24 protein-coding genes are annotated in these 22,361 nt (G+C 70.1%); 17 read left to right on the forward strand and 7 right to left on the reverse strand.

All coding sequences use genetic code 11. The features are described 5' to 3' along the window. The first annotated feature begins 6 nt into the window (after positions 1 to 6). The 3 genes from glpX to J7U37_RS08970 all read left to right on the forward strand — a co-directional run bounded on the left by glpX (position 7) and on the right by J7U37_RS08970 (position 3,829). On the forward strand, positions 7 to 999 hold the full coding sequence (gene glpX, locus J7U37_RS08960) for a class II fructose-bisphosphatase (protein ID WP_056184148.1): 993 nt from the start codon (positions 7 to 9) through the stop codon (positions 997 to 999). A gap of 289 nt (positions 1,000 to 1,288) precedes the next feature. Beyond that, positions 1,289 to 2,956, forward strand: coding sequence for a methyl-accepting chemotaxis protein (locus J7U37_RS08965; RefSeq protein ID WP_247635495.1), 1,668 nt, complete (start codon positions 1,289 to 1,291; stop codon positions 2,954 to 2,956). Positions 2,957 to 3,046: 90 nt separating this feature from the next. Then, the gene (locus J7U37_RS08970) at positions 3,047 to 3,829 is read left to right on the forward strand and encodes an SGNH/GDSL hydrolase family protein (RefSeq protein WP_247635496.1); all 783 of its coding nucleotides are present in this window, start codon (positions 3,047 to 3,049) and stop codon (positions 3,827 to 3,829) included. An 11-nt stretch (positions 3,830 to 3,840) separates the two neighbouring features. Here the strand turns inward: J7U37_RS08970 and J7U37_RS08975 are convergent, their stop codons facing one another. From J7U37_RS08975 to J7U37_RS08990, 4 genes are all read right to left on the reverse strand, one after another. Then, positions 3,841 to 4,716, reverse strand: a complete 876-nt coding sequence (locus J7U37_RS08975; RefSeq protein WP_056482185.1) for a tetratricopeptide repeat protein — start codon at positions 4,714 to 4,716, stop codon at positions 3,841 to 3,843. A gap of 261 nt (positions 4,717 to 4,977) precedes the next feature. Further along, the gene (locus J7U37_RS08980) at positions 4,978 to 6,087 is read right to left on the reverse strand and encodes a 5-(carboxyamino)imidazole ribonucleotide synthase (protein ID WP_348772984.1); all 1,110 of its coding nucleotides are present in this window, start codon (positions 6,085 to 6,087) and stop codon (positions 4,978 to 4,980) included. 47 nt (positions 6,088 to 6,134) lie between these two features. Next, positions 6,135 to 6,632, reverse strand: a complete 498-nt coding sequence (gene purE, locus J7U37_RS08985; RefSeq protein WP_247635497.1) for a 5-(carboxyamino)imidazole ribonucleotide mutase — start codon at positions 6,630 to 6,632, stop codon at positions 6,135 to 6,137. A 136-nt stretch (positions 6,633 to 6,768) separates the two neighbouring features. Next, complete coding sequence (locus J7U37_RS08990) at positions 6,769 to 6,987, reverse strand: DUF465 domain-containing protein (RefSeq protein ID WP_056184136.1); 219 nt, start codon at positions 6,985 to 6,987, stop codon at positions 6,769 to 6,771. Between the two features lie 242 nt (positions 6,988 to 7,229). On the opposite strand from J7U37_RS08990, the gene J7U37_RS08995 reads away from it, so the two are divergent. From J7U37_RS08995 to J7U37_RS09020, 6 genes are all read left to right on the forward strand, one after another. Then, a complete protein-coding gene (locus J7U37_RS08995; RefSeq protein WP_056184134.1) occupies positions 7,230 to 7,412 on the forward strand; it encodes a DUF465 domain-containing protein in 183 nt (60 codons plus the stop codon). 204 nt (positions 7,413 to 7,616) lie between these two features. Continuing rightward, positions 7,617 to 9,587, forward strand: coding sequence for a propionyl-CoA synthetase (locus tag J7U37_RS09000; protein WP_247635498.1), 1,971 nt, complete (start codon positions 7,617 to 7,619; stop codon positions 9,585 to 9,587). 96 nt (positions 9,588 to 9,683) lie between these two features. After that, positions 9,684 to 10,802: an NADH:flavin oxidoreductase/NADH oxidase gene (locus J7U37_RS09005; protein ID WP_247635499.1), complete on the forward strand. Its 1,119-nt coding sequence runs from the start codon at positions 9,684 to 9,686 to the stop codon at positions 10,800 to 10,802. A gap of 84 nt (positions 10,803 to 10,886) precedes the next feature. Further along, on the forward strand, positions 10,887 to 11,246 hold the full coding sequence (locus J7U37_RS09010) for a hypothetical protein (protein ID WP_247635500.1): 360 nt from the start codon (positions 10,887 to 10,889) through the stop codon (positions 11,244 to 11,246). Between the two features lie 33 nt (positions 11,247 to 11,279). Beyond that, complete coding sequence (locus tag J7U37_RS09015) at positions 11,280 to 11,462, forward strand: hypothetical protein (protein ID WP_056184125.1); 183 nt, start codon at positions 11,280 to 11,282, stop codon at positions 11,460 to 11,462. A 25-nt stretch (positions 11,463 to 11,487) separates the two neighbouring features. After that, a complete protein-coding gene (locus J7U37_RS09020) occupies positions 11,488 to 11,802 on the forward strand; it encodes a hypothetical protein (RefSeq protein ID WP_247635501.1) in 315 nt (104 codons plus the stop codon). A 9-nt stretch (positions 11,803 to 11,811) separates the two neighbouring features. On the opposite strand, the gene J7U37_RS09025 is transcribed toward J7U37_RS09020, so the two are convergent. After that, positions 11,812 to 12,669 (reverse strand): phosphodiester glycosidase family protein, encoded by an 858-nt coding sequence (locus tag J7U37_RS09025; protein WP_244476875.1) that lies wholly within the window; start codon positions 12,667 to 12,669, stop codon positions 11,812 to 11,814. A 242-nt stretch (positions 12,670 to 12,911) separates the two neighbouring features. Here J7U37_RS09025 and J7U37_RS09030 point away from each other — a divergent pair, with 242 nt between their 5' ends. Continuing rightward, positions 12,912 to 13,403, forward strand: a complete 492-nt coding sequence (locus tag J7U37_RS09030; protein WP_247635502.1) for a hypothetical protein — start codon at positions 12,912 to 12,914, stop codon at positions 13,401 to 13,403. A gap of 163 nt (positions 13,404 to 13,566) precedes the next feature. On the opposite strand, the gene J7U37_RS09035 is transcribed toward J7U37_RS09030, so the two are convergent. Then, positions 13,567 to 13,962 carry a DUF4174 domain-containing protein gene (locus tag J7U37_RS09035; protein ID WP_056482206.1) on the reverse strand — a complete coding sequence of 132 codons (396 nt, stop codon included), beginning with the start codon at positions 13,960 to 13,962 and terminating at the stop codon, positions 13,567 to 13,569. A gap of 356 nt (positions 13,963 to 14,318) precedes the next feature. Here J7U37_RS09035 and J7U37_RS09040 point away from each other — a divergent pair, with 356 nt between their 5' ends. The 7 genes from J7U37_RS09040 (at position 14,319) to J7U37_RS09070 (ending at position 21,558) form a co-directional block, all read left to right on the forward strand. Then, positions 14,319 to 15,350 (forward strand): NADP-dependent oxidoreductase, encoded by a 1,032-nt coding sequence (locus tag J7U37_RS09040; protein WP_056482209.1) that lies wholly within the window; start codon positions 14,319 to 14,321, stop codon positions 15,348 to 15,350. A gap of 221 nt (positions 15,351 to 15,571) precedes the next feature. Beyond that, on the forward strand, positions 15,572 to 16,156 hold the full coding sequence (gene ssb / locus J7U37_RS09045; protein WP_056184115.1) for a single-stranded DNA-binding protein: 585 nt from the start codon (positions 15,572 to 15,574) through the stop codon (positions 16,154 to 16,156). 423 nt (positions 16,157 to 16,579) lie between these two features. Further along, on the forward strand, positions 16,580 to 19,318 hold the full coding sequence (gene gyrA, locus J7U37_RS09050) for a DNA gyrase subunit A (RefSeq protein WP_247635503.1): 2,739 nt from the start codon (positions 16,580 to 16,582) through the stop codon (positions 19,316 to 19,318). Positions 19,319 to 19,492: 174 nt separating this feature from the next. After that, positions 19,493 to 19,993, forward strand: coding sequence for a pantetheine-phosphate adenylyltransferase (gene coaD / locus J7U37_RS09055; RefSeq protein ID WP_056482212.1), 501 nt, complete (start codon positions 19,493 to 19,495; stop codon positions 19,991 to 19,993). A gap of 48 nt (positions 19,994 to 20,041) precedes the next feature. Beyond that, entirely contained in the window at positions 20,042 to 20,614 is a 573-nt protein-coding gene (locus J7U37_RS09060) for a peptidylprolyl isomerase (RefSeq protein ID WP_056184108.1), read from the forward strand. 91 nt (positions 20,615 to 20,705) lie between these two features. Beyond that, the gene (locus J7U37_RS09065) at positions 20,706 to 21,095 is read left to right on the forward strand and encodes a hypothetical protein (RefSeq protein WP_056184351.1); all 390 of its coding nucleotides are present in this window, start codon (positions 20,706 to 20,708) and stop codon (positions 21,093 to 21,095) included. Between the two features lie 4 nt (positions 21,096 to 21,099). Further along, a complete protein-coding gene (locus tag J7U37_RS09070; RefSeq protein WP_056184106.1) occupies positions 21,100 to 21,558 on the forward strand; it encodes a peptidylprolyl isomerase in 459 nt (152 codons plus the stop codon). A gap of 182 nt (positions 21,559 to 21,740) precedes the next feature. On the opposite strand, the gene mobA is transcribed toward J7U37_RS09070, so the two are convergent. Continuing rightward, a complete protein-coding gene (gene mobA, locus J7U37_RS09075; protein WP_247635504.1) occupies positions 21,741 to 22,361 on the reverse strand; it encodes a molybdenum cofactor guanylyltransferase MobA in 621 nt (206 codons plus the stop codon).

Raw genomic sequence — 22,361 nt, forward strand, 5'->3', positions numbered from 1 at the left:
GCTCACATGTCCGGTGGCAATTTGGAATCGCGCGTGCCGGTGGCCCGCTCGCTGACGCTCGAACTCGCGCGCGTCACCGAGCGCGCGGCCATCGCGGCGGCCCGCCTGCGGGGGCAGGGCCGCGAGAAGGAGGCCGACCAAGCCGCCGTCGACGCCATGCGCCTCGAACTCAACCTCCTGCCCATCGACGGCACCGTGGTGATCGGCGAGGGCGAGCGCGACAACGCCCCGATGCTCTACATCGGCGAACGCCTCGGCACCGGCCACGGCCCCAAGGTCGACATCGCGGTCGATCCCCTGGAGGGCACCACCCTCTGCGCCAAGGACATGCCCGGCGCCATCGCGGTGACGGCCCTGGCGGAGGCCGGCTCCCTGCTGGCCGCGCCCGACGTCTACATGCAGAAGATCGCCATCGGGCCCGGCTACCCGGCCGGCCTCGTCGACCTCGATGCCAGCCCGGCCGACAACATCGCGGCACTCGCCCGGCACAAGGGCGTCGATCCGGCCCAGATCACCGCGATCATCCTCGACCGGCCGCGCCACATGCAGCTCGTGGCCGCCGTGCGGGCCACGGGGGCGGGCATCCGCCTGATCTCGGACGGCGATATCGCGGGCATCATCCACACCGCCAATGCCGACGCGACGGGGGCCGACATCTATCTCGGCACCGGTGCCGCGCCGGAGGGCGTCATCGCCGCCGGCGTGCTCCGCTGCATCGGCGGCCACATGCAGGGTCGCCTGATCCTCGACAGCCACGACAAGCGCGAGCGCGCCGCCCGGATGGGCATCAGCGATCCGAACCGGAAATACGAGCTGCGCGACATGGCCCGCGGCGACGTCATCGTGGCGGCCACCGGCGTCACCGACGGCGCCCTGCTCAGGGGCGTGCGCTTCAAGCCCGGCATGATCGAGACCGAGACCGTGGTCTACCGCTCGGCCACCGGAACGGTGCGCCGCATGCTGTGCGAGCACCGCCAGGCCGACACCGCTGCGTCGTAGGGATCGGGCGCCGCACGGCGGGCGAACGCGAAGATCTCCCAAACCATCAAAGATCAAGATCGGCGGGCCGAAGACAAACGTCGGTCAGTGCTCGGCGCCGTCAGAGAAAGCACGGCAGAAGTTTCTCACGAAGATTTTTATGGGCCGTGAAACGCTGCTCGTGAGGACCGACGTCGATCTTCATACCTTGGCGCATACCTGGGCTTGAGAAGGTTCTTCCATGAACCCCGGGCCTGTGCCGACGCGGCGGGGCTTCGGACACCCGACGTTCGTTTCGGCAGGCCATCCCATGCTCACCACCATCAAAGGCCGCCTCGTCACGCTCCTCGGCGTGATGGGGCTTCTGCTGCTCGCCGCATCGGGGATCGGCAATCTCGCCCTGTCGGCCAACCACCAGAGCTTCAACGCGGTGTTCGGCGACCGCATCGTGCCGCTGCGCCAGTTCAGCCTGATCCGCGATGCCTATGACGACCTGCTGGCGACTTCGCGCGAACTCCGGAACCGGCACGGGCAGGCCAGCCGCGCGGAGGCGAAGATCGCGGCGGATCTCGGCAGCATCGGGACGCAGTGGTCGGCCTATCTCGCCACCTACCTGACGCCCGAGGAGAAGGACCTCGCCGCCGAGATGCAGCGGCGCATCGACCACAACGGCGCGGTCGCGGCCGACATCCTGCGCCGCCTCGCCGCCGGGGGCACACCGGATTTCGAGGCGACCCATACGGCGCTGGTGAAGGGCATGGAGGAGGCCAACGGCGTCCTCAGCCGGCTCACCGCCCTGCAGGTCCGCGAGGCGCAGGCCGAGTTCGAGCGGGCCGAGACCACGTCCGGCCGGTCGCGCCTGGCGCTCCTCGTCCTGCTGGCCCTGGCCACCGCCGCGATCGGGGTCGGCCTCTACACCGTGCTGGCCCTGGTGGTGCGCCCGCTCGGCGGCATGACCGGCACCATGGCCCGGCTCGCGGGCGGCGATGTCGACGCCGCCGTCGCGGGGGCGCACCGCCGGGACGAGATCGGCGCGATGGCCCTCGCCGTCCAGGTCTTCAAGGACGCGATGATCGCCAAGCGCGACGCCGATGCCGCCGCGGCCGTCGAGGGCACGGCGAAGATGCGCCGGGCCGAAACCCTGGACGCGGCCACGCGGGCGTTCCAGGCCCAGGTCTCGCAGCTGACCCATGGTCTGTCCTCCGCCGCCACCGAGATGGAGGCGACGGCGCGGGCCATGAGCCGCACCGCCGACCAGACGGCCGACCAGGCCTTGCGTGCCGCCTCGGCCGCCGGGCAGACCTCGGCCAACGTCCAGACCGTGGCGGCCGCGAGCGAGGAGATGGCCTCCTCGATCGGTGAGATCGCCACCCAGGTCGCCCGCTCGACGGCAATGGCCGAGCGGGCCGCCGAGAACGCCGCCGCCACCGACACGATCATGCTCGGCCTCGCCGAGGGCGCCGAGCGCATCGGCACGGTGGTGGGCCTGATCTCCGGGATCGCGGCCCAGACCAACCTGCTGGCGCTCAACGCCACCATCGAGGCGGCCCGCGCCGGGGAGGCCGGCCGGGGCTTCGCCGTGGTGGCGGGCGAGGTCAAGGAGCTCGCATCCCAGACCGCCCGGGCCACCGCGACGATCTCCGATCAGATCACCACGATCCAGGGTGAGACCCGCCAGGCGGTCGCGTCGATTCGGACCATCGGGGCGACCATCGGCGAATTGCGCAGCATCGCGATGGGCGTCGCGGCGGCGATGGAGGAGCAGGGGGCGGCCACCCAGGAGATCGTCCGCAACGTGAACCAGGCCGCCCAGGGCACGCACTCGGTCACCCTCAGCATCGGCAGCGTGACCCAGGCCGCCGGCGAGACCGGTGCGGCGTCGTCCCAGGTCCTGGCCGCCGCCTCCGAGCTGTCGCGCCAGTCCGAACAGCTCGGGGCCGAGGTCGCGGGCTTCCTCGCCACGGTCCAGGCGGCCTGACACCGTAGACAGGCTGGCTGGGCTTGCCGGGAGCCCGTCTTTCGCGGCTGATGCCGGTGATCGCGAGCGCGCGTGGCATCGGGAGAACGGATGAGCGGGTCCCATGACGGCCGGCCGGGATGGGGGACGCGACGCCGGTTGCTCGCCGGCGGTCTCGGGGCCGCAGCGCTCGGCGCCCTGACATTCGGCGTTTCGGTGTTCGGCGTCGGGACGCGGTCCGAGCCATCGGAGGCGGGGCGGCGGAACCGGGAGATCGCCGACGCGCACTTGGCCAAGCGCCTGCCGGCGATCCGCGCGGCGCTGGCGGAAGCGGCTCCAGGCTTCGTGTTCCTGGCGGGCAACTCGCATGCCGAGCTTGTCGGCGACGTGCTGGCGCGGCGGCCGGACGTGGTCAACGGCGGCATCGGCGGCACCTCGGCCCGCCGCTATGCCGACGTGATCGACGCGCTGGTCTTCCCGGTCCGGGCCGGAATCGCGGTGCTGTTCGTCGGCACGAACGACATCCTGCGCCGGGCCGATCCCCTGTCGACGCGCACGTCCGGCGGATTCGAAGCGGCGGTGGCGCGCATCGTCACCGGGCTGGCGGCGCAGGCGGATCGCGTGCTGGTCGCCGCCGTGCCGCCGATCGGACCAGAGGCGCGAACGGGGCGCGATCCGGCGGCGGTGGCCGCCTACACGGCGATCCTGGAGCGGCTCTGCGCCCGGCACGGATGCCGGGTCTTCGACCCGTTCGCGGACCTGCGCGACGGGGAACCGGGGCTCACCACCCGGGCGGTGCCGCCGGACGGCGTGCACCTGCAGGACTACGAGGCCCTGGCGGCCGGGATCGCGGCCTATCTGCGGGCGATGGCCGCCGACCGAGCGCCGGACTGAACAGCCGGCCCTTAGTTGAACAGCGACCCGACGCCACCCTGGACGCGGCCGAGGCCCTGCTTGGCGATCGGGTTGCCGGGCTCAATCTGCGCGGCGCGCTGGTAGCTCTCCGTCGCTTCCTTCTTGCGGTTCGACTTCTCGTAGGCGAGGCCGCGATAGGCCCAGGAGGTCGCGTCCTTGTTGTTGACGTTGAGGGCCGCGTTGTAGTCCTCGATCGCCTTGTCGTACTGGTTGGTGGCGATCAGGCTCTGGCCCCGGGCGGCGTAGGGCGCCGCCACGAAGGGGTTGCGGTCGATGGCGGCGTCGAAATCCGCGATGGCCTGGGTGTTCTGGCCCTGCTTCTGCCGGACGAGCCCACGGGCGTGGTAGGCCTCGGCCGATTCCGGCGCGAGGCGGATCGCCTGATTGAGGTCGGTGGTGGCGCCGTCCAGGTCGCCCTGGGCGCGCAGCACGTTGGCGCGGCCGATATAGGCCGGAGCATAGTTCGGATCGGCCGAGATCGACTTCGAGAAATCCTGCAGCGCGGCGTCATTGCGGCCGATCTGGCGGTTGGCGAGCGCGCGGTTGTTGTAGGCCGAGGCCGAGTTCGGGTCGATCTGCACCGCCTTGGTGAAGTCGCCGATGGCGTCGTTGAACTGGCCGGCCCGGGCATAGGCCGCGCCGCGCGTCACGTAGGCGGCCGCGTCGTTCGGGTTGCGCTGGATCACCTCGGAGAGCGAGGCGATGTTGACCGTGGTGGCGCCCGTCTGGTCGGATTCGAGCACGGCGAACTGGCGCGACGCGGTGGCACCGCCGCCATAGGTCTCGCAGCCCGCCAACGCGGCCGCCACGAGCGCCGTGGCCCCGATCAGCCCCGCCTTCGACGCCCGCAGCTTCAAAACCGTCATGGTCCTCGCTCCCCCCGGCATCGCGCGCGATGCCGCCCCCGAATCGATCGCATTCCCGCCCGGCATCCGCCTGGGCGGAACCGGGTGCGCCGGCACCCTCCCGCATCGCGGTGAATGCGCGCTTAAAATCGGCGACAGGTCCCGCTCAAGCGTTCGGATGTGGCGAAGGTATGTCCCGCCGGAAGCCGCGCTTCCGAAAGCATCGCGGACCGGTCAGGCCGGGGTCGGGTGTAGCAAACGGGCCGCGGTTTCGGGCCGGAATCAGGTCTTCGGCAGCAACTCGGTGACGTGCCCCATCTTGCGGCCGGGCCGGGCCTCGCCCTTGCCGTAGAGGTGGAGATGCGCGCCGGGGCGGGCCAGAATCGTGGCCCACGCATCGACATCGTCGCCGATCAGGTTGTGCATCGCGACCGCCATGCCGCCGATCCGCGACGGATCGCCGAGGGGCCAGCCGCACACCGCGCGGACATGCTGGTCGAACTGAGAGGCGGTCGCCCCCTCGATGGTCCAGTGACCGGAATTGTGAACCCGTGGGGCGATCTCGTTGACCACGACCCGAGCGGGGCCATCCGCCTGGGGCACCAGGAACATCTCGACGGCCAGCACGCCGACATAGTCGAGCGCCTCGGCGATGCGCCGGGCGATGCCGATGGCGGCGGCCTCCGTCTGCGGCGCGATGCCGGGGGCGGGCACGCGGGTGACCGCGAGGATGTGGTCGCGATGCTCGTTGGCGCAGGGGTCGTAGGCCGCGAACGCCCCGTCGGCGCCGCGGGCGGCCACCACCGAGACCTCCGCCTCGAACGGCACGAAGCCTTCCAGGATGCAGGGCGCGCCGTTGAAGTCGGCCAAAATCGCCGCCGCGTCGGCGTCACCCTCGGCCCGGATCATGCGCTGACCCTTGCCGTCATAGCCGAAGCGGCGGGTCTTCAGCACCGCCGGACGGCCGATCTCGGCCAGCGCCCGGGTCAGGTCCTCGGGCGTGTCGACGGCCCGGAACGGCGCGGTCTCGATGCCGAGATCGTTGATGAAGCGCTTTTCGGTGAGCCGGTCCTGGGTCGTCGCCAGGGCGGCGGCGTTGGGATGCAGCGGCGCCTTGGCGGCCAGGGCTTCGGCGGCCTCGGCCGGGATATTCTCGAACTCGTAGGTGACCACGTCGACGCTGGCCGCGAAGCGCGCCAGGGCGGCCACGTCGTCATAGGCCGCGACCGTGCGCTCGGACGACACGTCGAAGGCCGGGCTGTCGGCGTCGGGGGCGAAGATGTGGACCTTGAGGCCGTAAGGCGCGGCCGCGAGGGCGATCATGCGGCCGAGTTGGCCGCCGCCCACGATGCCGAGGGTCGCGCCGGGCTGGAGGGGAGGGCGTGCGGTCACGAACGGGGACTTCTCAAGACAGGCTGCTTTTCAGGAGTCACGAGGCTTCAGGGGAGATCGCTGCGCGGCGTCTCGGCGACGCTGGCGGTCTGCGCGGCACGCCAGGATTCGAGCCGCGCGGCGAGGTCCGCGTCGGTCAAAGCCAGGATGGCGGCAGCGAGCAGGGCGGCGTTGACCGCCCCCGCCCGCCCGATGGCGAGGGTGCCCACCGGGATGCCGGCCGGCATCTGCACGATGGAGAGCAGGCTGTCCTGGCCGGACAACGCCTTCGATTCGACCGGCACGCCGAGGACGGGGAGGGACGTCATCGCCGCCGTCATGCCCGGCAGGTGGGCGGCGCCGCCGGCTCCCGCGATCACAACCTGGAAGCCTTCCGCCTTGGCGCCCTTGGCGAAGGCCACGAGGCGGTCGGGCGTGCGATGGGCCGAGACGATGCGGTCGTCATGGGCGACGCCGAGCGCATCCAGCGTCTCGGCCGCATGCCGCATGGTCGCCCAGTCCGACTGACTGCCCATGATGATCGCGACCGGGGAGGCTCCCGCCATCGTCGTCACATCCCTTCGCGCACATGCGAGACAAGCCGGGCGACGTGCCGAGGCTACCGGAACGCCGAATACAAAAGCGACGCCGCGCCCGCAAGGGAGCAGGCCATCGCGGCAGCACGCCGAGGCACCCCCGTCGTCAGGCGATGATGTCGGGGGTGATCTGGTCCTCGAGATAGGAGATCCGGTCGCGCAGGGAGAGCTTGCGCTTCTTCAGGCGCTGAATTTGGAGCTGATCGGCGATCACGCCGAGTTCGAGGGCATCGATCGCCCCGTCGAGGTCGCGATGTTCCTGCTTCAGCCGCGCCAACTCGTCGGCCGGTTCCACCGAGGCATCGTTATCGAACTGAACCGCCATCGCACCTGATGTCCCGGGCCACCGTCATGGGGGACCATGCGACAGCCGGTCGGCCCCGGCAAGAACCCGGCCGGGCTCCTGCACAACCATCCGCGGACTCGACCCTGGGCCTGCGCAAAGATCCATCACGCCAAAAATTCATCACGCCAAAAATCCCGCAAGCATGGCCGTCGATACCCTTCGACAGCCGGCTGATCATATGCCAGTCTGGCCCCGTCGAAACGAGACAGGAGACACAGCTCATGTCACTGCAGACGCACCTGACCCAGCTCGCCCGCAAGCACGAAGCCCTCGAGCGGGAGATCCACAACGCCACCGTCCGACCCTCGGCGAACGACCTGCGCATCGCAGAGCTCAAGAGACGCAAGCTCCACCTCAAGGACGAGATGAACCGCCTGCGAACCGATACCGACGCGCTGCATTAGCGGCCGTCCCGTTCCTCCCTCGTAGTCTCTAGAGCGTTCGCCGCCGCCGCTGGTCTCCAGGGCGGCGGTTTTCGTTGAGAAGGGACTTTCCTTGGGAAGAGACTCTGCGCCGCTGTTCGTCAGGGCCGTGCAGTCCGGCGGCGAAAAGTCCGGTAGAGTGCCGGGCAAACCGGCGCGCACGACCGGTCGCCCGCAGGATACGCCATGGACGCCACGCCTCACGCCCCGAACCCGCGGCCCGGCCGCTATGCCGAGACCCACGCGGCCTCGCTGGCCGATCCGGAGGCCTTCTGGCTCGACGCGGCACGGGCGATCGACTGGGCCAGCCCACCGACCCGCGCCTTCGATCCGACGCTCGGCGCCTATGGCCGCTGGTTTCCCGACGCGACCCTGAACGCCTGCCACAACGCCGTCGATCGCCACGTCGCCGCCGGGCGCGGCGACCAGGCGGCGATCCTGTACGATTCGCCCGTCACCGGCACGAAGCGCCGAATCACCTACGCGGAGCTGCGCGATTCGGTGGCGGTGCTGGCCGGCGTGCTGCGCGATCTCGGGGTCGGGCGGGGCGATCGCGTGGTGATCTACATGCCGATGGTGCCCGAGGCCCTGTTCGGGATGCTTGCCTGCGCCCGGCTCGGAGCCGTCCATTCCGTGGTTTTCGGCGGGTTCGCCGCCAACGAGCTGGCGATCCGCATCGAGGACGCCGCCCCGAAGGTGGTGCTGGCCGCCTCCTGCGGCATCGAGCCGAGCCGCGTCGTCGCCTACAAGCCGCTGCTCGACGCGGCGCTGGCGGCCTCGACCCACCTACCGGCCGCCTGCCTCATCCTCCAGCGCCCGCAGGGCCCGGCCGATCTGGTGCCGGGGCGCGACCACGACTGGGCCGAGACGGTGGCGCGGGCCGCCGCCGCGGGCCGGGAGGCCGCATGCGTGAGCGTGGCGGCCACCGACCCGCTCTACATCCTCTACACCTCGGGCACGACGGGGAAGCCGAAGGGCGTGGTGCGGGACACCGGCGGCTACTGCGTGGCGCTGGCCTGGTCGATGCCCAACCTCTACGCCGTGGCGCCGGGCGAGACCTACTTCTGCGCCTCCGACATCGGCTGGGTGGTGGGCCATTCCTACATCGTCTACGCGCCCCTGCTGCAGGGCTGCACGACGGTGCTGTACGAGGGCAAGCCGGTCGGCACGCCCGATGCCGGCGCCCTGTGGCGGGTGGTCTCGGATTACGGCGCCGCCTGCCTGTTCACCGCGCCGACGGCGCTCCGGGCGATCAAGAAGGAGGACCCGCGGGCCGAGCGGGTCAGCGCCTACGACCTCTCGGCCTTCCGCACCCTGTTCCTCGCCGGCGAGCGGGCCGACCCCGATTCGGTGGCCTGGGCCGAACGCACCCTCGGCCGACCGGTCATCGACCATTGGTGGCAGACCGAGACCGGCTGGGCCATCGCGGGCAATCCGGTCGGCCTCGAAGCCTTGCCGGTCAAGCACGGCAGCGCCTGCGTGCCGATGCCCGGCTACGACCTCAAGGTCCTCGACGAGGCCGGCAAGCCGGTGCCCGCCGGCACCATGGGTACCATCGCGCTGAAGCTGCCCCTGCCGCCGGGCTGCCTGCCGACCCTCTGGGGTTCGGAGGCGCGCTTCCGGTCGAGCTACCTCGCCACCTTCCCGGGCTGGTACGACACCTCGGATGCCGGCATCGTCGATTCCGACGGCTACGTCACCGTGCTGGGGCGCACCGACGACATCATCAACGTCGCCGGGCACCGGCTCTCCACCGGCGGCATGGAGGCGGTGCTGGCGAGCCACCCGGACGTCGCCGAATGCGCCGTGATCGGCATCCGCGACGCCCTGAAGGGCGAGCAGCCCTGCGGCTTCGTCGTGCTGAAATCGGGCGTGGACCGGTCGACGGCGGCGATCGAGGCCGAACTGGTGGCCCTGGTCCGCGACCAGATCGGCCCTGTCGCGGCCTTCAAGCTGGCGCTCACCGTGCAGCGGCTGCCGAAGACGCGCTCGGGCAAGATCCTGCGCGGAACCATGAAGCGCATCGCCGACGGCGAGCCCTGGACGACGCCGCCGACCATCGACGATGCCGGCGTGCTCGACGAGATCGGCGCCAGCCTGAAGGGCCGGGGGATCGGAGGAGGCGGATCGGGGCAGGGGAACCGATCGGGCGGGTAGCCAAGCGCGCGCCGGCGCGCCACCTATGCGGGGACGCCGCCGCGCATGCAGCCAGGCCCGTGGCCCAGCCAGCATGCATCCAAGCCGGAGCCCCGCATGAATGCCCGCCTGTTCGAGCCCCTGCGCCTCGACGACCTCACCCTCGACAACCGCATCATCGTCGCGCCGATGTGCCAGTACTCGGCCCATGCGGGCGAGGCCGGCGATTGGCACCTGATGCATCTCGGCCAGATGGCGATGTCGGGCGCCGGCCTCCTCACCCTGGAGGCGACCGCGATCTCGCCGGAGGCCCGCATCTCGCCCACCGACCTCGGGCTCTATTCCGACGAGACCGAGCGGGCGCTCGGCCGCGTCCTCGATGCGGTCCGGGGCTATGCGCCGGTGCCGATCGCCATCCAGATCAACCATGCGGGCCGCAAGGCTTCCAGTCGCGCCCCCTGGGACGGCGGCGCCCAGATCGACCCGGAGGCTCCGGACGGCTGGCGCACGGAAGGCCCCTCGGCCCTGGCGCACGGGGACGGCGAGGTCGTGCCCCACGCCCTCGATTCGGAGGGGCTGAAGCGCATCCGCGACGGCTTCGTCGAGACCGCGCGGCGCGCCCTGCGCCTCGGCGTCGACGGGTTCGAGCTGCACGGCGCCCACGGATACCTCCTGCACCAGTTCCTGTCGCCGCTCTCGAACCAGCGCACCGACCAGTATGGCGGCTCGCTGACCAACCGGATGCGGTTTCCCCTGGAATGCTTCGAGGCGGTGCGCGAGGTCGTGCCGGCCGGCAAGCCGGTCTGGATGCGGGTCTCGGCCACCGACTGGGTCGAGGACGGCTGGACCCTGGAGGAGACGGTGGAATTCGCCCACGCCCTGAAGCGCCGGGGCGCGGCGGCGATCCACGTCTCCACCGGCGGCCTCTCCACCCGCCAGCAGATCCCGCTCTCGGCGGGATACCAGGTGCCCTTCGCCGAGCGGATCAAGGCCGAGACCGGCCTGACCACCATCGCGGTCGGGCTCATCACCGAGGCGGCCCACGCCGAATCGATCCTCAAGGAGGGCAAAGCCGACGCGGTCTCGCTGGCGCGCGCCCTGCTCTACAACCCGCGCTGGCCCTGGCACGCGGCGGCCGAGCTCGGCGCGCAGGTGCGGGCGCCCCGGCAGTACTGGCGTTCGCAGCCGCGTCAGTTCAAGGACCTCTTCACCGATACCCGGCACGGACAGCGCTGAGCGAGCCCGCCGAAACCTCCCGGCCCTCGGCCGCTTCCCTTCAGTCACCCCGCCGCGGCGGGCGTTTCGCGAGAGACACACGGCATGGACGACGACGACGTCACGACCTTCGCGGTGGAGCGGGTCCGCCTCGACATCGAGAATGGCATCACCCTGATCTCGGGGGCCGACGACGAGGAGGAGCCGGCGGGCTACTTCATCATCCAGATCGAGAAGGGCGATCCGGACGGGCCGCTGATCGAGGTCTTCGGCGAGGACCTGACCCAGTCGGACGGCGTCACCGGCCTCGAACTCGGCCTGCGCCACATGCGCTTCGACTTCGACCCGCGCAGCATCATCGGGGCCGAGATGCCCTGCGTGCGGATCGAATCGCGCACCGAGATCCCCGAGGGCGTGCGCGCGCGCCTCTCGGTCGCCTTCGGCAAACGGGCCAGGCGGGCCTGACACTCATCCATCACAGAGGCGAGGAGGCGTTCCGTGGAGACCCGAGCCGTGGCGATCAAGGTCGGCGACTACGTCGCATCCGACGACAACGAGGCCACCATGACGGTGGTGGCCCTGGACGGCGACCGGGCCCTGTGCCGCTGGTTCGTGGACGGCGACGTCGATGGGGACGAGCAGGAGGCCTGGATCGACCTGACCGCCCTGACCGTTCTCTAGGACGGAGAGCAACCCGGGAGGGGACATGTCCGAGATCGAGGACAAGCGGCATGAGATCGCCGAACTGATCGCGCTGGAGCTGGGCTTCGGCGACCTCGACGCCGCGAGCGCCGCCGATCGGGCGGTCATCGAGCGGCAGACCGACGAGACCATCGCGGGCTGTGCGGCGGACAGCCAGGAGCCGGCCGACTGCACCGAGGCCAACATCCGCCTGCGCGGCCTGCTGCATCAGTACCGCGCCCTCCAGATTCTTCGTGACGACCAAGTCCTTCGCAGCGATGAGGCTGATGCGCGGCTGGCGGAGGAGGGCGAGGTCTTCAGCCGCGAGGACGATGCCTGAGGCCGGAGGTCAGCGCGCCACCGCCCCGACCATCGGGCCGAGGGGGCGGCTAATGTCCTGGCGCTTCATCGACGGGGCGTAGAGGCTCGACACGCTGCCGTCGAGAAACAGCGCGTTGCGGCAGCCCAGGCCGTCCTTGAACAGGCGCGCGAAGGCGCCGAAGCTCACCGGACGCTCCGAGATCGCGAACACGGCGGTGCGCCCGTCGTCGCGCACCCCGACGCCGTTGCGGATCTTCTGGCTCGGGCCGTCGGCGGAGATCTTGGGATGGATGTGCCCGTCCACCACCAGCATCGGGCCGGATTGCGTGGCGAAATCGGGCTTGGGCGGGCTGCGCAGGTAGCGGCCCGTCTCCATCACCCCGGCCCGGTCGCCCTTCACCCAGAAGATGCCATTCGGTTTGAGATGGAAATTGCCCGGCCCGTTGGCGGTGGAGACGCCCTTCAGCTCGCGCCCGTCCTCGATGTAGAGCCCGACCGGGGCCTGACCCTTGTCGTACATGCCGGCATTCATGGCGAAGCGGAGGGACGCGCCCTGCTTCTCCGCCAGAGTCGAGAGCGAGGAATAGGGCAGGCCGTCCGCCCCGAGCCAGAACAGGCGCACCCGCTCACGCCGCAGGTCGACCGTGCACACCGTATAGGTCTCGCCCTCCGCCAGGACGGCGCGGCAAGGTGCCGACACCGCGGAGGACACCGGGGCAGGGACCGGTGCAGGGACCGACGCCGCTTTGGGAGGGGAGGCCGGAGCGGCGAATGCCGTGCCGGTCAGCGCGAGGCCGAGGCAGGCGGCGCGGATCAGGGTCCGGACCTGACCCGGAGAACGGCTCGTCCCAAGGCGAGCCCGCGCGACACCCTGAACCATCATCATCCCGCATGTCCGACGACCGCGCGCCGAGGGATCGCGGCGGTGGCCCGCTTCCTCGCCCGAAACCGACGCTGATTTCAAGAGCGCCCGCACGCGGGCAATGGGTCAAGTGCGCCCGCACGCGGGCGACGGGCGGGGTGGGTTTCACGAAAGCGGGAGAGATGCAACGCACCTGAACCGTTTCCGGTGCCACGGCGTTCTCAGTCATAAGGGGACTGTTTTCGATTCTCTCGGAGTATCCTGCGATGAAACGAGTGGTTCTGGCCTCTGCGGCCATGATCGGCGCCCTCGCGATGATCCCGGCCACGGTCGAGGCCCGCGGCTTCCATGGTGGTGGTTTCCACGGCGGCGGATTCGGCGGCGGTGGGTTCCGGGGCGGCTTTGGCGGCGGCGGCTATCGCGGCGGCTTCGGGGGCTATCGCGGCGGCTTCGGGGGATACCGCCATGCCGGATTCGGCGGCTACCGCGGCGGCTTCGGGGGTTATCGCGGCGGCTATTACGGCCGTGGCTATGGACGCGGTTTCGGCTACGGTCTCGGCGGCCTGGGTCTCGGCGTCGGCCTTGGTCTCGCCGCCGGCGGTCTCTACGGTGGCTACGGCCCGGGCTACGGCTACGGCTACGCCCCCGTCGGCTACGGGGCCTACGATTACGGTTACGGCGGCGGCTGCTACACAGTCCCGCGCGTGCGCTGGACGCCTTACGGCTATCGCCGGGTGCTGGTCGAGCGCTGCTACTGAGCCGTTCCGGCGATACGGAAAGGGCCGCCGCGTGCGGCCCTTTTTCGTTGGGCGACGGATTTCCGGCCGATCAGCGACGCCGCTCGTCGCGGCGCTCCATCTTAACGACGCCGCTCGTCGCGGCGCTTGACCTCAGCAACGCCGCTCGTCGCGGCGCATCACCTCAGCGACGCCGCTCGTCGCGGCGCATGGGCATCGCGTCGATGGTGTCGAACAGCGCACCGGCCGCCAGCGGAGATGAGTCGGTCCGTTTCGCCCCGCCGTCCTTACCGACCAGGACGACCCGGAACGTACCGCCCGGCAAACCGAGTGCGCCGCGCAGCCGATGGGCCTCCGGGGTGTCGCCGATGGCCTCCAGGGTTACCAGGTCCCGCTCCCTCACACCCGGCGCGGCCTTCGCCAGAATGGCGCGCTGCGCGGCGAGGTTCGGATCGGCGGCGTCGGGCGCCGAGAGCACCAGAACCCGCGAGACCCAGCGATACCGGGCCAGCGCATCCTCTGCGGCCTCCGCCGCGCCGATCCCCAGCAGCGTCGCACCGATCATCAACCCCAGCCGCATCCGCGTCCTCCCGCCTGAGCGTTCCAATCGGACAACGCGCAACCGCCCCGCGCGGAACCCGGCGCCCGGTTCGTGCGGTCGATTCGACGCGTCGTCTTCGCCCCGCTGCATCCATTTTCGCAATCCGGCCCCCGTTCTCGTTCATGGAACCGCGTTGCGCATTCATCGACGTTTTCTGTTCTTTCGCGTTGCCCATTTTCCGCGTTGCCCGTTTTTCCGCGTTGCCGGCTCTTCCGCCATGTCTGCCATCCGCGTTGTTGACTGCATGCCGGGCCGGCCGTGCCCACCTTCTGGCCCACTCACCCGTTCGTCGATTCGCCCGCCATCGCGCAGGCATGAGAATCCCCGGAGACGCCATGACCGCCGTTCCTGCGACCACCCTCAATCGCCGCATCGTCCTCGCCGCCCGCCCGCACGGCGAACCGAACGCGTCGCACTTCCGCCTGGAAGAGGCACGGATGCCGACCCCGCAGGCCGGCGAGGTGCTGCTCGCCAACCGCTATCTCTCCCTCGATCCCTACATGCGCGGCCGCATGAGCGCGGCGAAATCCTATGCCGAGCCCGTCGCGATCGGCGACACCATGGTGGGGGCCACCGTGGCTGAGGTCGCGGCCTCGAACCATCCCGATTACCGCGTCGGCGAATGGGTGGTGGGGTTCGGCGGCTGGCAGGATTTCTATACCGCGGCGGGTGAGGGCCTGCGCAAGCTCGATCCCGAAGCGGCCCCCGTGACCACCGCCCTCGGGGTCCTCGGGATGCCCGGCATGACCGCCTATACGGGCCTCCTCAACATCGGACAGCCCAAGGCCGGCGAGACCGTGGTGGTGGCCGCCGCCGCTGGACCGGTCGGCTCCCTCGTCGGGCAGATCGCCAAGCGCAAGGGCGCGCGGGCGGTGGGCATCGCGGGCGGCCCCGAGAAATGCGCCTATCTGCGCGAGACCCTCGGTTTCGACGTCGCCCTCGATCACCGGGCCGAGGATTTCCCCGACGCCCTGGCGGCCGCCTGCCCGGACGGCATCGACGTCTATTTCGAGAATGTCGGCGGGGCGGTGTTCGATGCGGTCCTGCCGCTCCTCAACACCTTCGCGCGTATCCCGGTCTGCGGTCTCGTCTCCGGCTACAGCGCCACCGAACTGCCGCCCGGGCCGGACCGGATCCCGCTGCTAATGCGGGCGATCCTGTCGAAGCGCCTGCACGTCCAGGGCTTCATCGTCTGGGATTTCGCCGCCCAGGAGCGGGACTTCCTCGCCGAGGTCGGCAGCTGGCTCCGCGACGGGCTGATCGTCCACCGTGAGGACATCGTCGACGGCCTGGAGAACGCCCCCGACGCCTTCGCGGGCCTGCTGAAGGGGCGCAACTTCGGCAAGCTCCTCGTGCGCCTCGGGTGAGGCCGAGGGCAAGGCGCATCCCCGCGATGCGCCTTGCCAAAAGATGAGAACAAATATAGAACGTGAACCTGCGCGAATCCCGTGAGAGTCACGGGGACAGTTCGCTGGCCGCGATTGCCCGGAGCCGTTCGGAAGCTCATGAAAGGCGACATCGCGGCCGCCGGGAGGACGGGTCCCGGAGCTGCGGCGCATCGTGAGATCGATCGGTAGGAGAGAGCGGCATGGCCGGCAGCGTGAATAAGGTGATCCTGGTGGGCAATCTCGGGCGCGATCCCGAGACGCGGCGCCTCGCCTCCGGCGATCCGGTGGTGAACCTGCGCATCGCCACATCCGAGTCCTGGAAGGACAAGATGTCGGGCGAGCGCAAGGAGAAGACCGAGTGGCACTCGGTGGTGATCTACAACGAGAACCTCGCCCGCGTGGCGGAGCAGTACCTGCGCAAGGGCTCGAAGGTCTATATCGAGGGCCAGCTCCAGACCCGCAAATGGGCCGACCAATCCGGCGCGGAGAAGTACACCACCGAGGTGGTGTTGCAGCGCTTCCGGGGTGAGCTGACGCTCCTCGACGGGCGCAGCGGCGGCGGCGAGATGGGCATGGACGAAGAGGGCGGCGGCCAGATCAGCCGGGGCGGCGATTTCGGCGGCGGTGGCGGACGCGGCGGCGACCGGGGCGGGGATTACGGCGGTGGTGGCGGTGCCGGCGGCGGCCGCTCGTCCGGTGGCGGCGGCGATCGCCGGCCCGCATCGGGTGGGGGCAGCGGCGGCTCCAAGCCGAACTTCGACCTCGACGACGATATTCCGTTCTAGAGTTTGTCAGGGATCAGGGGAAACCGGTGATCCCGACCAGACACACGAGAACGGAAGACTCCCGGGCCAAGGTCTTCAAGGCCACGCGCCGTACCGAAGATCGTCCCTCACGGATCGGCCGAGCCCTCGCGGCGGCTGACGGGCGCGGCACCGGGGGTGTCGCGCCCGTTCGCGTTCGGCGGACGGCCGTCGCTCGCCACCCCCGCACGAGAGCGTCCTGGGCGAGGCCTGCGCAAACCGTTGGTTGCCAGAGGGTTAAGGCTGATTTGGTGGCTTGCGCCATCGAAATGCGCTATGGCTTTGGGCAGGACCATGCGTGGCCCGGCCCGATCGCCGGTGATGCGCACACACATCCCGTGAGCGGGCGCGCCTGACCGGCGCTGCCGACGCTCCGGGCCTTCGTATCAGCAGAGACCGAAGACCTTGGCAGACAACGAACTTCCGGGCGCCGGCACGCCGCCGCCCGCCTCCGATATCAAGCCCGTCTCCATCACCGATGAGATGAAGCGCTCCTACCTCGATTACGCCATGAGCGTGATCGTGAGCCGGGCGCTGCCGGATGCGCGCGACGGGCTGAAGCCGGTGCACCGGCGCATCCTCTACGCGGCCTACGAGAGCGGGCACCTGCCCGAGCGCAAATACGTCAAGTCGGCCCGCATCGTCGGCGACGTGATCGGTCTCTACCACCCGCACGGTGACCAATCGATCTACGACGCCTTGGTCCGCATGGCCCAGGACTTCTCGATGCGCCTGATGCTCATCGACGGGCAGGGCAATTTCGGCTCCGTCGACGGCGATCCGGCGGCGGCCATGCGCTACACCGAGTCGCGTCTCGCCAAGCCCGCCAACGCGCTGCTGGCGGATATCGACAAGAACACCGTCGACTTCCAGCCGAACTACGACGAGTCGCGCGAGGAGCCGACCGTCCTGCCGGCCCGCTTCCCCAACCTGCTGGTCAACGGCGCCGGCGGCATCGCGGTGGGCATGGCCACCAACATCCCGCCGCACAATCTCGGCGAGTTGATCGACGCCTGCGTCGCCCTCATCGACGAACCCGGCCTGTCGATCGAGCAGCTCACCGAGATCGTGCCCGGCCCCGATTTCCCCACCGGCGCTTCGATCCTGGGACGGGCCGGCACGCGCCAGGCCTACGCCACGGGGCGCGGCTCGGTCATCATGCGGGCCAAGTCCCACGTGGAGGAGCTGCGCAAGGAGCGCGAGGCGCTGATCTTCACCGAGATCCCGTATCAGGTGAACAAGGCGACTCTGATGGAGAAGATCGCCGAGCTGGTGAAGGAGAAGCGCATCGAGGGCATCTCCGACCTGCGCGACGAATCCGACCGCGACGGCATGCGCATCGTGGTCGAGATCAAGCGCGACGCCATGGCGGACGTGGTGCTCAACCAGCTCTACCGCTTCACCCCGCTGCAATCGTCCTTCGGCTGCAACATGGTGGCGCTGAACGGCGGCCGCCCCGAGCTGATGAACCTGAAGGACCTGCTCCAGGCCTTCATCGATTTCCGCGAAGAGGTGGTGTCCCGCCGGACCAAGTTCCTCCTCAACAAGGCGCGCGAGCGCGCCCACGTGTTGTGCGGCCTCGCCATCGCGGTCGCCAACATCGACGAGGTGATCCGCCTGATCCGGACCTCGCCCGACCCCAACAGCGCCCGCGACGCGCTGATGGCGCGCGACTGGCCGGCCCACGACATCGCGCCGCTGATCGCCCTCGTGGACGATCCGCGCCACCGGGTGTCGGATGACGGCACCTATCGCCTGTCCGAGGTCCAGGCCCGCGCCATCCTCGACCTGCGCCTGCAGCGCCTGACCGCCCTCGGGCGCGACGAGATCGGCGACGAGTTGAAGAAGCTCGCCGACGAGATCGCCGACTATCTCGACATCCTGCGCTCGCGCCTGCGCATCATGGGTATTGTCAAGGACGAGTTCGCCGAGGTCCGCGAGGCCTACGCCACCCCGCGCCGGACCATGATCCTCGACTGGGACGCCAACGTCGAGGACGAGGACCTGATCCAACGCGAGGACATGGTCGTCACCGTATCCCACGCGGGCTACGTCAAGCGCGTGCCGCTCTCGACCTACCGCTCCCAGCGCCGCGGCGGCAAGGGCCGCTCCGGCATGGCGACCCGCGACGAGGATTTCGTCACCCGCCTGTTCGTGGCCAACACCCACACGCCGGTCCTGTTCTTCTCGAACCAGGGCCAGGTCTACAAGGAGAAGGTCTGGCGCCTGCCGATGGCGGCGCCGAACGCGCGCGGCAAGGCGCTGGTCAACATCCTGTCCATGGATGCTGGCACCGAGCGCATCACCACCATCATGCCGCTGCCGGAGGACGAGGCCTCCTGGGAGACCCTGGACGTCATGTTCGCCACCGCCAGCGGCGGGGTCCGGCGCAACAAGCTCTCGGACTTCGTGCAGGTGAACCGCGCCGGCAAGATCGCCATGAAGCTCGATGAGGGCGACCACATCGTCCACGTGGAGATCTGCCGCGCCGACCAGAACGTGCTGCTCACCACGCAGGCGGGCCAGTGCATCCGCTTCCCCGTCGAAGATGTCCGCGTCTTCAAGGGCCGCGATTCCACCGGCGTGCGCGGCATCAACCTGGCCAAGGACGACCGCGTCATCTCGATGACCATCCTCAACAGCTTCGACGCCAGCCCCGAGGAGCGCGCCGGCTACCTGAAGATGCGGCGCGCTGTGATCGGCGACGGCGTCGAGGGCGAGGAGACGACGAGCCCCGAGGCGGAGGAGGGCGTCGCAGAGGCCAGCGCGATCTCGCTCGATCGCTACAACGAGATGGGCGCCAACGAGCAGTTCGTGCTCACGCTGTCGGAGCGCGGATTCGGCAAGCGGACGTCGTCCTACGAGTACCGGACCTCGGGCCGCGGCGGCAAAGGCATCACGGCCATGCGGGTCAATGCCCGCAACGGCAACCTCGTGGCCTCCTTCCCGGTCCAGCCCTCCGACCAGATCATGCTGGTCACCGATGGCGGCCAGCTCATCCGGGTGCCGGTGGACGACATCCGCATCGTCGGCCGCGCCTCGCAGGGCGTGACGGTGTTCAACACCGAGAAGACCGAGAAGGTCGTGTCGGTGGAGCACATCGAGGGCGAGGACGAGACCGAGGGCGGCGACGAGGCCGCGTAGGCCACGGCGCACGGCCACGAACGAACGACACGGGCGGGCCTTCGGCGGAGGACCCGCCCGTGTCGTTTCCGGGCTGAGGGGTTGCTTCGCGGCTGAGGGCTTCCTTCCCGACTGAGGGGTTCCCTCCGGGCCGGAGGTTCCGTTTCGAGACGAAATGCTCTACCCCGGGCCGCGATGATCCGCACCGCCCTCTATGCCGGCTCGTTCGACCCGGTCACGAACGGACACCTCGACGTCATCCGTCAGGCGTGCCGGCTCGTGCACACCCTCGTCATCGCCATCGGTGTGCATCCCGGCAAGGCGCCGATGTTCTCGCCCGAGGAGCGGGCGGAGCTTCTGCGCCTCACCTGCGAGCCCCTGGCCGAGGCCGAGGGCACGGCGCTGACGATCGTGACCTTCGACGACCTCGCGGTGACGGCGGCGCGACGGGTCGGCGCCAGCGTCTTCATCCGCGGCCTGCGCGACGGCACCGACCTCGACTACGAGATGCAGCTCGCGGGCATGAACGGCGCCATGGCGCCGGAGGTGCAGACCGTGTTCCTGCCTGCGTCTACGGGCGTCCGGCCCATCACCGCCACCCTGGTCCGCCAGATCGCCGCCATGGGGGGCGATGTTTCGCCGTTCGTGCCGCAGGTGGTGGCGACGCGCCTCGCGCAGCGCTTCGGCACGGCCTGAACGCCACTGATTCCCTCCGTCACGTCCAACGAGAGACCGCTGATTCTCATGACTTCTGGCAAAAAGACTTTCGGACTCAACCGCCGGGTCGCCCTTCTGGCCGTGGCCGGCCTGCTGGCGACCGCACCGGCGGCGCGGGCGGCGGACGAGAACACCGTCTACCTCGACACCAAGGACGGCCGCGTCACCATCGAGCTGCGGCCCGAGCTGGCGCCGAAACACGTGGCGCAGCTCAAGACCCTGATCAAGCAGGGCTTCTACAACGGCCTCAAGTTCCACCGGGTGATGGACGGCTTCATGGCCCAGACCGGCGACCCGAAGGGCAACGGCACCGGCGGCTCGAGTCTGCCCAACATTCCGGCCGAGTTCTCGCAGGCCTCGTTCCGTCGCGGCACGGTCGGAATGGCCCGCTCGTCGGACCCGAATTCGGCCAATTCCCAGTTCTTCATCTGCCTCGGCGACGCGCCGTTCCTGAACGGCCAGTACACGGTGGTGGGGCTGGTCTCCTCCGGGATGGAGGCCGTCGACGCGATCAAGAAGGCCGCCCCGGGCGCGCCCGGCGGCGCGGTCCAGAACCCCGACAAGATCGTGAAGATGCAGATGGCACAGGGGGCCAAGTAAGGTGCGGCAGGGCGGCCTGCGGAGCGCCCTGATCGGAGCGGCCACGCTCACGGTCTCGGCCGTCGCGCAGGCCGCCCAGTCGACCGGCCCGCTGAGCCTTCCCGAAACCCTGCGCGGCACCGTCCGGGTGCCGGTCCCGGGCCGGGCGGACGCGCGGTCGCCCGCCGATACGCTCCGGAGCCTGTATCCCGTCCTCGCCGCCTGCTGGAAAATCCCGCCGGGGCTGACGGGTTTGGGGCGCGCCGAGATCACGACCCGCTTCGCGCTCCGGCGCGACGGCAGCGTCATCGGCGCGCCGCGCGTCACCTACGCGACGCAGGATTTGGATACCCGTGCCGACCGCATCCTCACCGATGCGACTCTGGCGGCGATCCGGCGCTGCACGCCGGCCCGGATCACCCCCGCCCTCGGCGCGGCCATTGCGGGGCGCCCCATCGCGCTCCGCTTCATCTACCAAGGACCCAAGGGACAAGGAGTCTAGACCCATGGCAGAGACCGAGACCATCATCCTGGAGACCACCAAGGGCCGCGTCGTGATCGGGCTCCGCCCCGACCTCGCCCCCAGCCACGTCGAGCGCCTGAAGACGCTCGCCGGACAGGGCTTCTATGACGGGGTGCCGTTCCACCGCGTCATCGACGGCTTCATGGCCCAGACCGGCGACCCGACCGGCACCGGCTCGGGCGGCTCCGACCTCCCCGACCTCAATGCCGAGTTCAACGCCGAGCCGCACGTGCGCGGCACCTGCTCGATGGCCCGCACCAACTTCCCGCACTCGGCCAACTCGCAGTTCTTCATCTGCTTTGGCGATGCCCGTTTCCTCGACAAGCAGTACACCGTCTGGGGCAAGGTGGTTGAGGGCATGGACGTGGTCGACACCCTGAACAAGGGCGAGCCGCCGCGCACCCCCGACAAGATCGTCAAGGCGACCGTCGGCGCCGCCTGATCCGACCCGGATCGACCGGTCTTCGGGAACGGTTCTTCGAGAACGGTTCTTGGGGAACGCTTCTTCGGGAACGATCGATCTTGAAAGACGTGTCCGTGCGAGAGCGCGGGCACGTCTTTCGTTTTACGGGGTCCGTCCTCAATTCCCGCCGCACACGGTCCCGTCGCCGACCGGCCGGGCGATCACGGCCCGGCGATGTCGGCCAGGACCGCCTCCGCCGCGACCAGGTCCTCCGGCGCATTGATGTTGGCGAACGGATCGTAGGGTTCCACCGGCCACGATACCGCGACGGCCGCGTGGCGCCTCAGGAAGGCGCCGACCCGGCGCTCGCCCCGCACCACGAGGGCCTCGCGCAGGTCCGCCCGCAGGGCCACCGGCCACAGCGCCACCGTGAAGTGTTCGCGCGCGCCCGAGGCCGCCATCGCGATGGTGCCGACCGGTTCGGCCGCGTCGGCGAGTCGGGCGACGAGGTCGAGGGGCAGGAACGGCGCATCGCCCGAAACGCTGGCGAGATGGGTCACCACCGGATGGTGGGACGCCGCGTGATCGAGGCCGGCGAGAATGCCGGCCAGGGGACCCGGGTGGTCCGGAACGCCGTCGGGCACGACCGTGCCGGGAAACCCCGGAAACCGCGCCGGGTCGCCATTGGCGTTGAGGATCAGGCCGGCCCCGCATTGCGGCGCCAAGCGCGACACCACGCGGTCGAGGAGGGTGCGGCCGCCGAGCTGGCGCAGCGGCTTGTCGCCGCCGCCCATGCGTCGCGAGAGCCCTCCGGCGAGGACGACGCCCAGCACCGGCGGCAT

Origin of the sequence: Methylobacterium sp. 37f (assembly GCF_023093475.1) — a bacterium.
Taxonomy (GTDB): domain Bacteria; phylum Pseudomonadota; class Alphaproteobacteria; order Rhizobiales; family Beijerinckiaceae; genus Methylobacterium.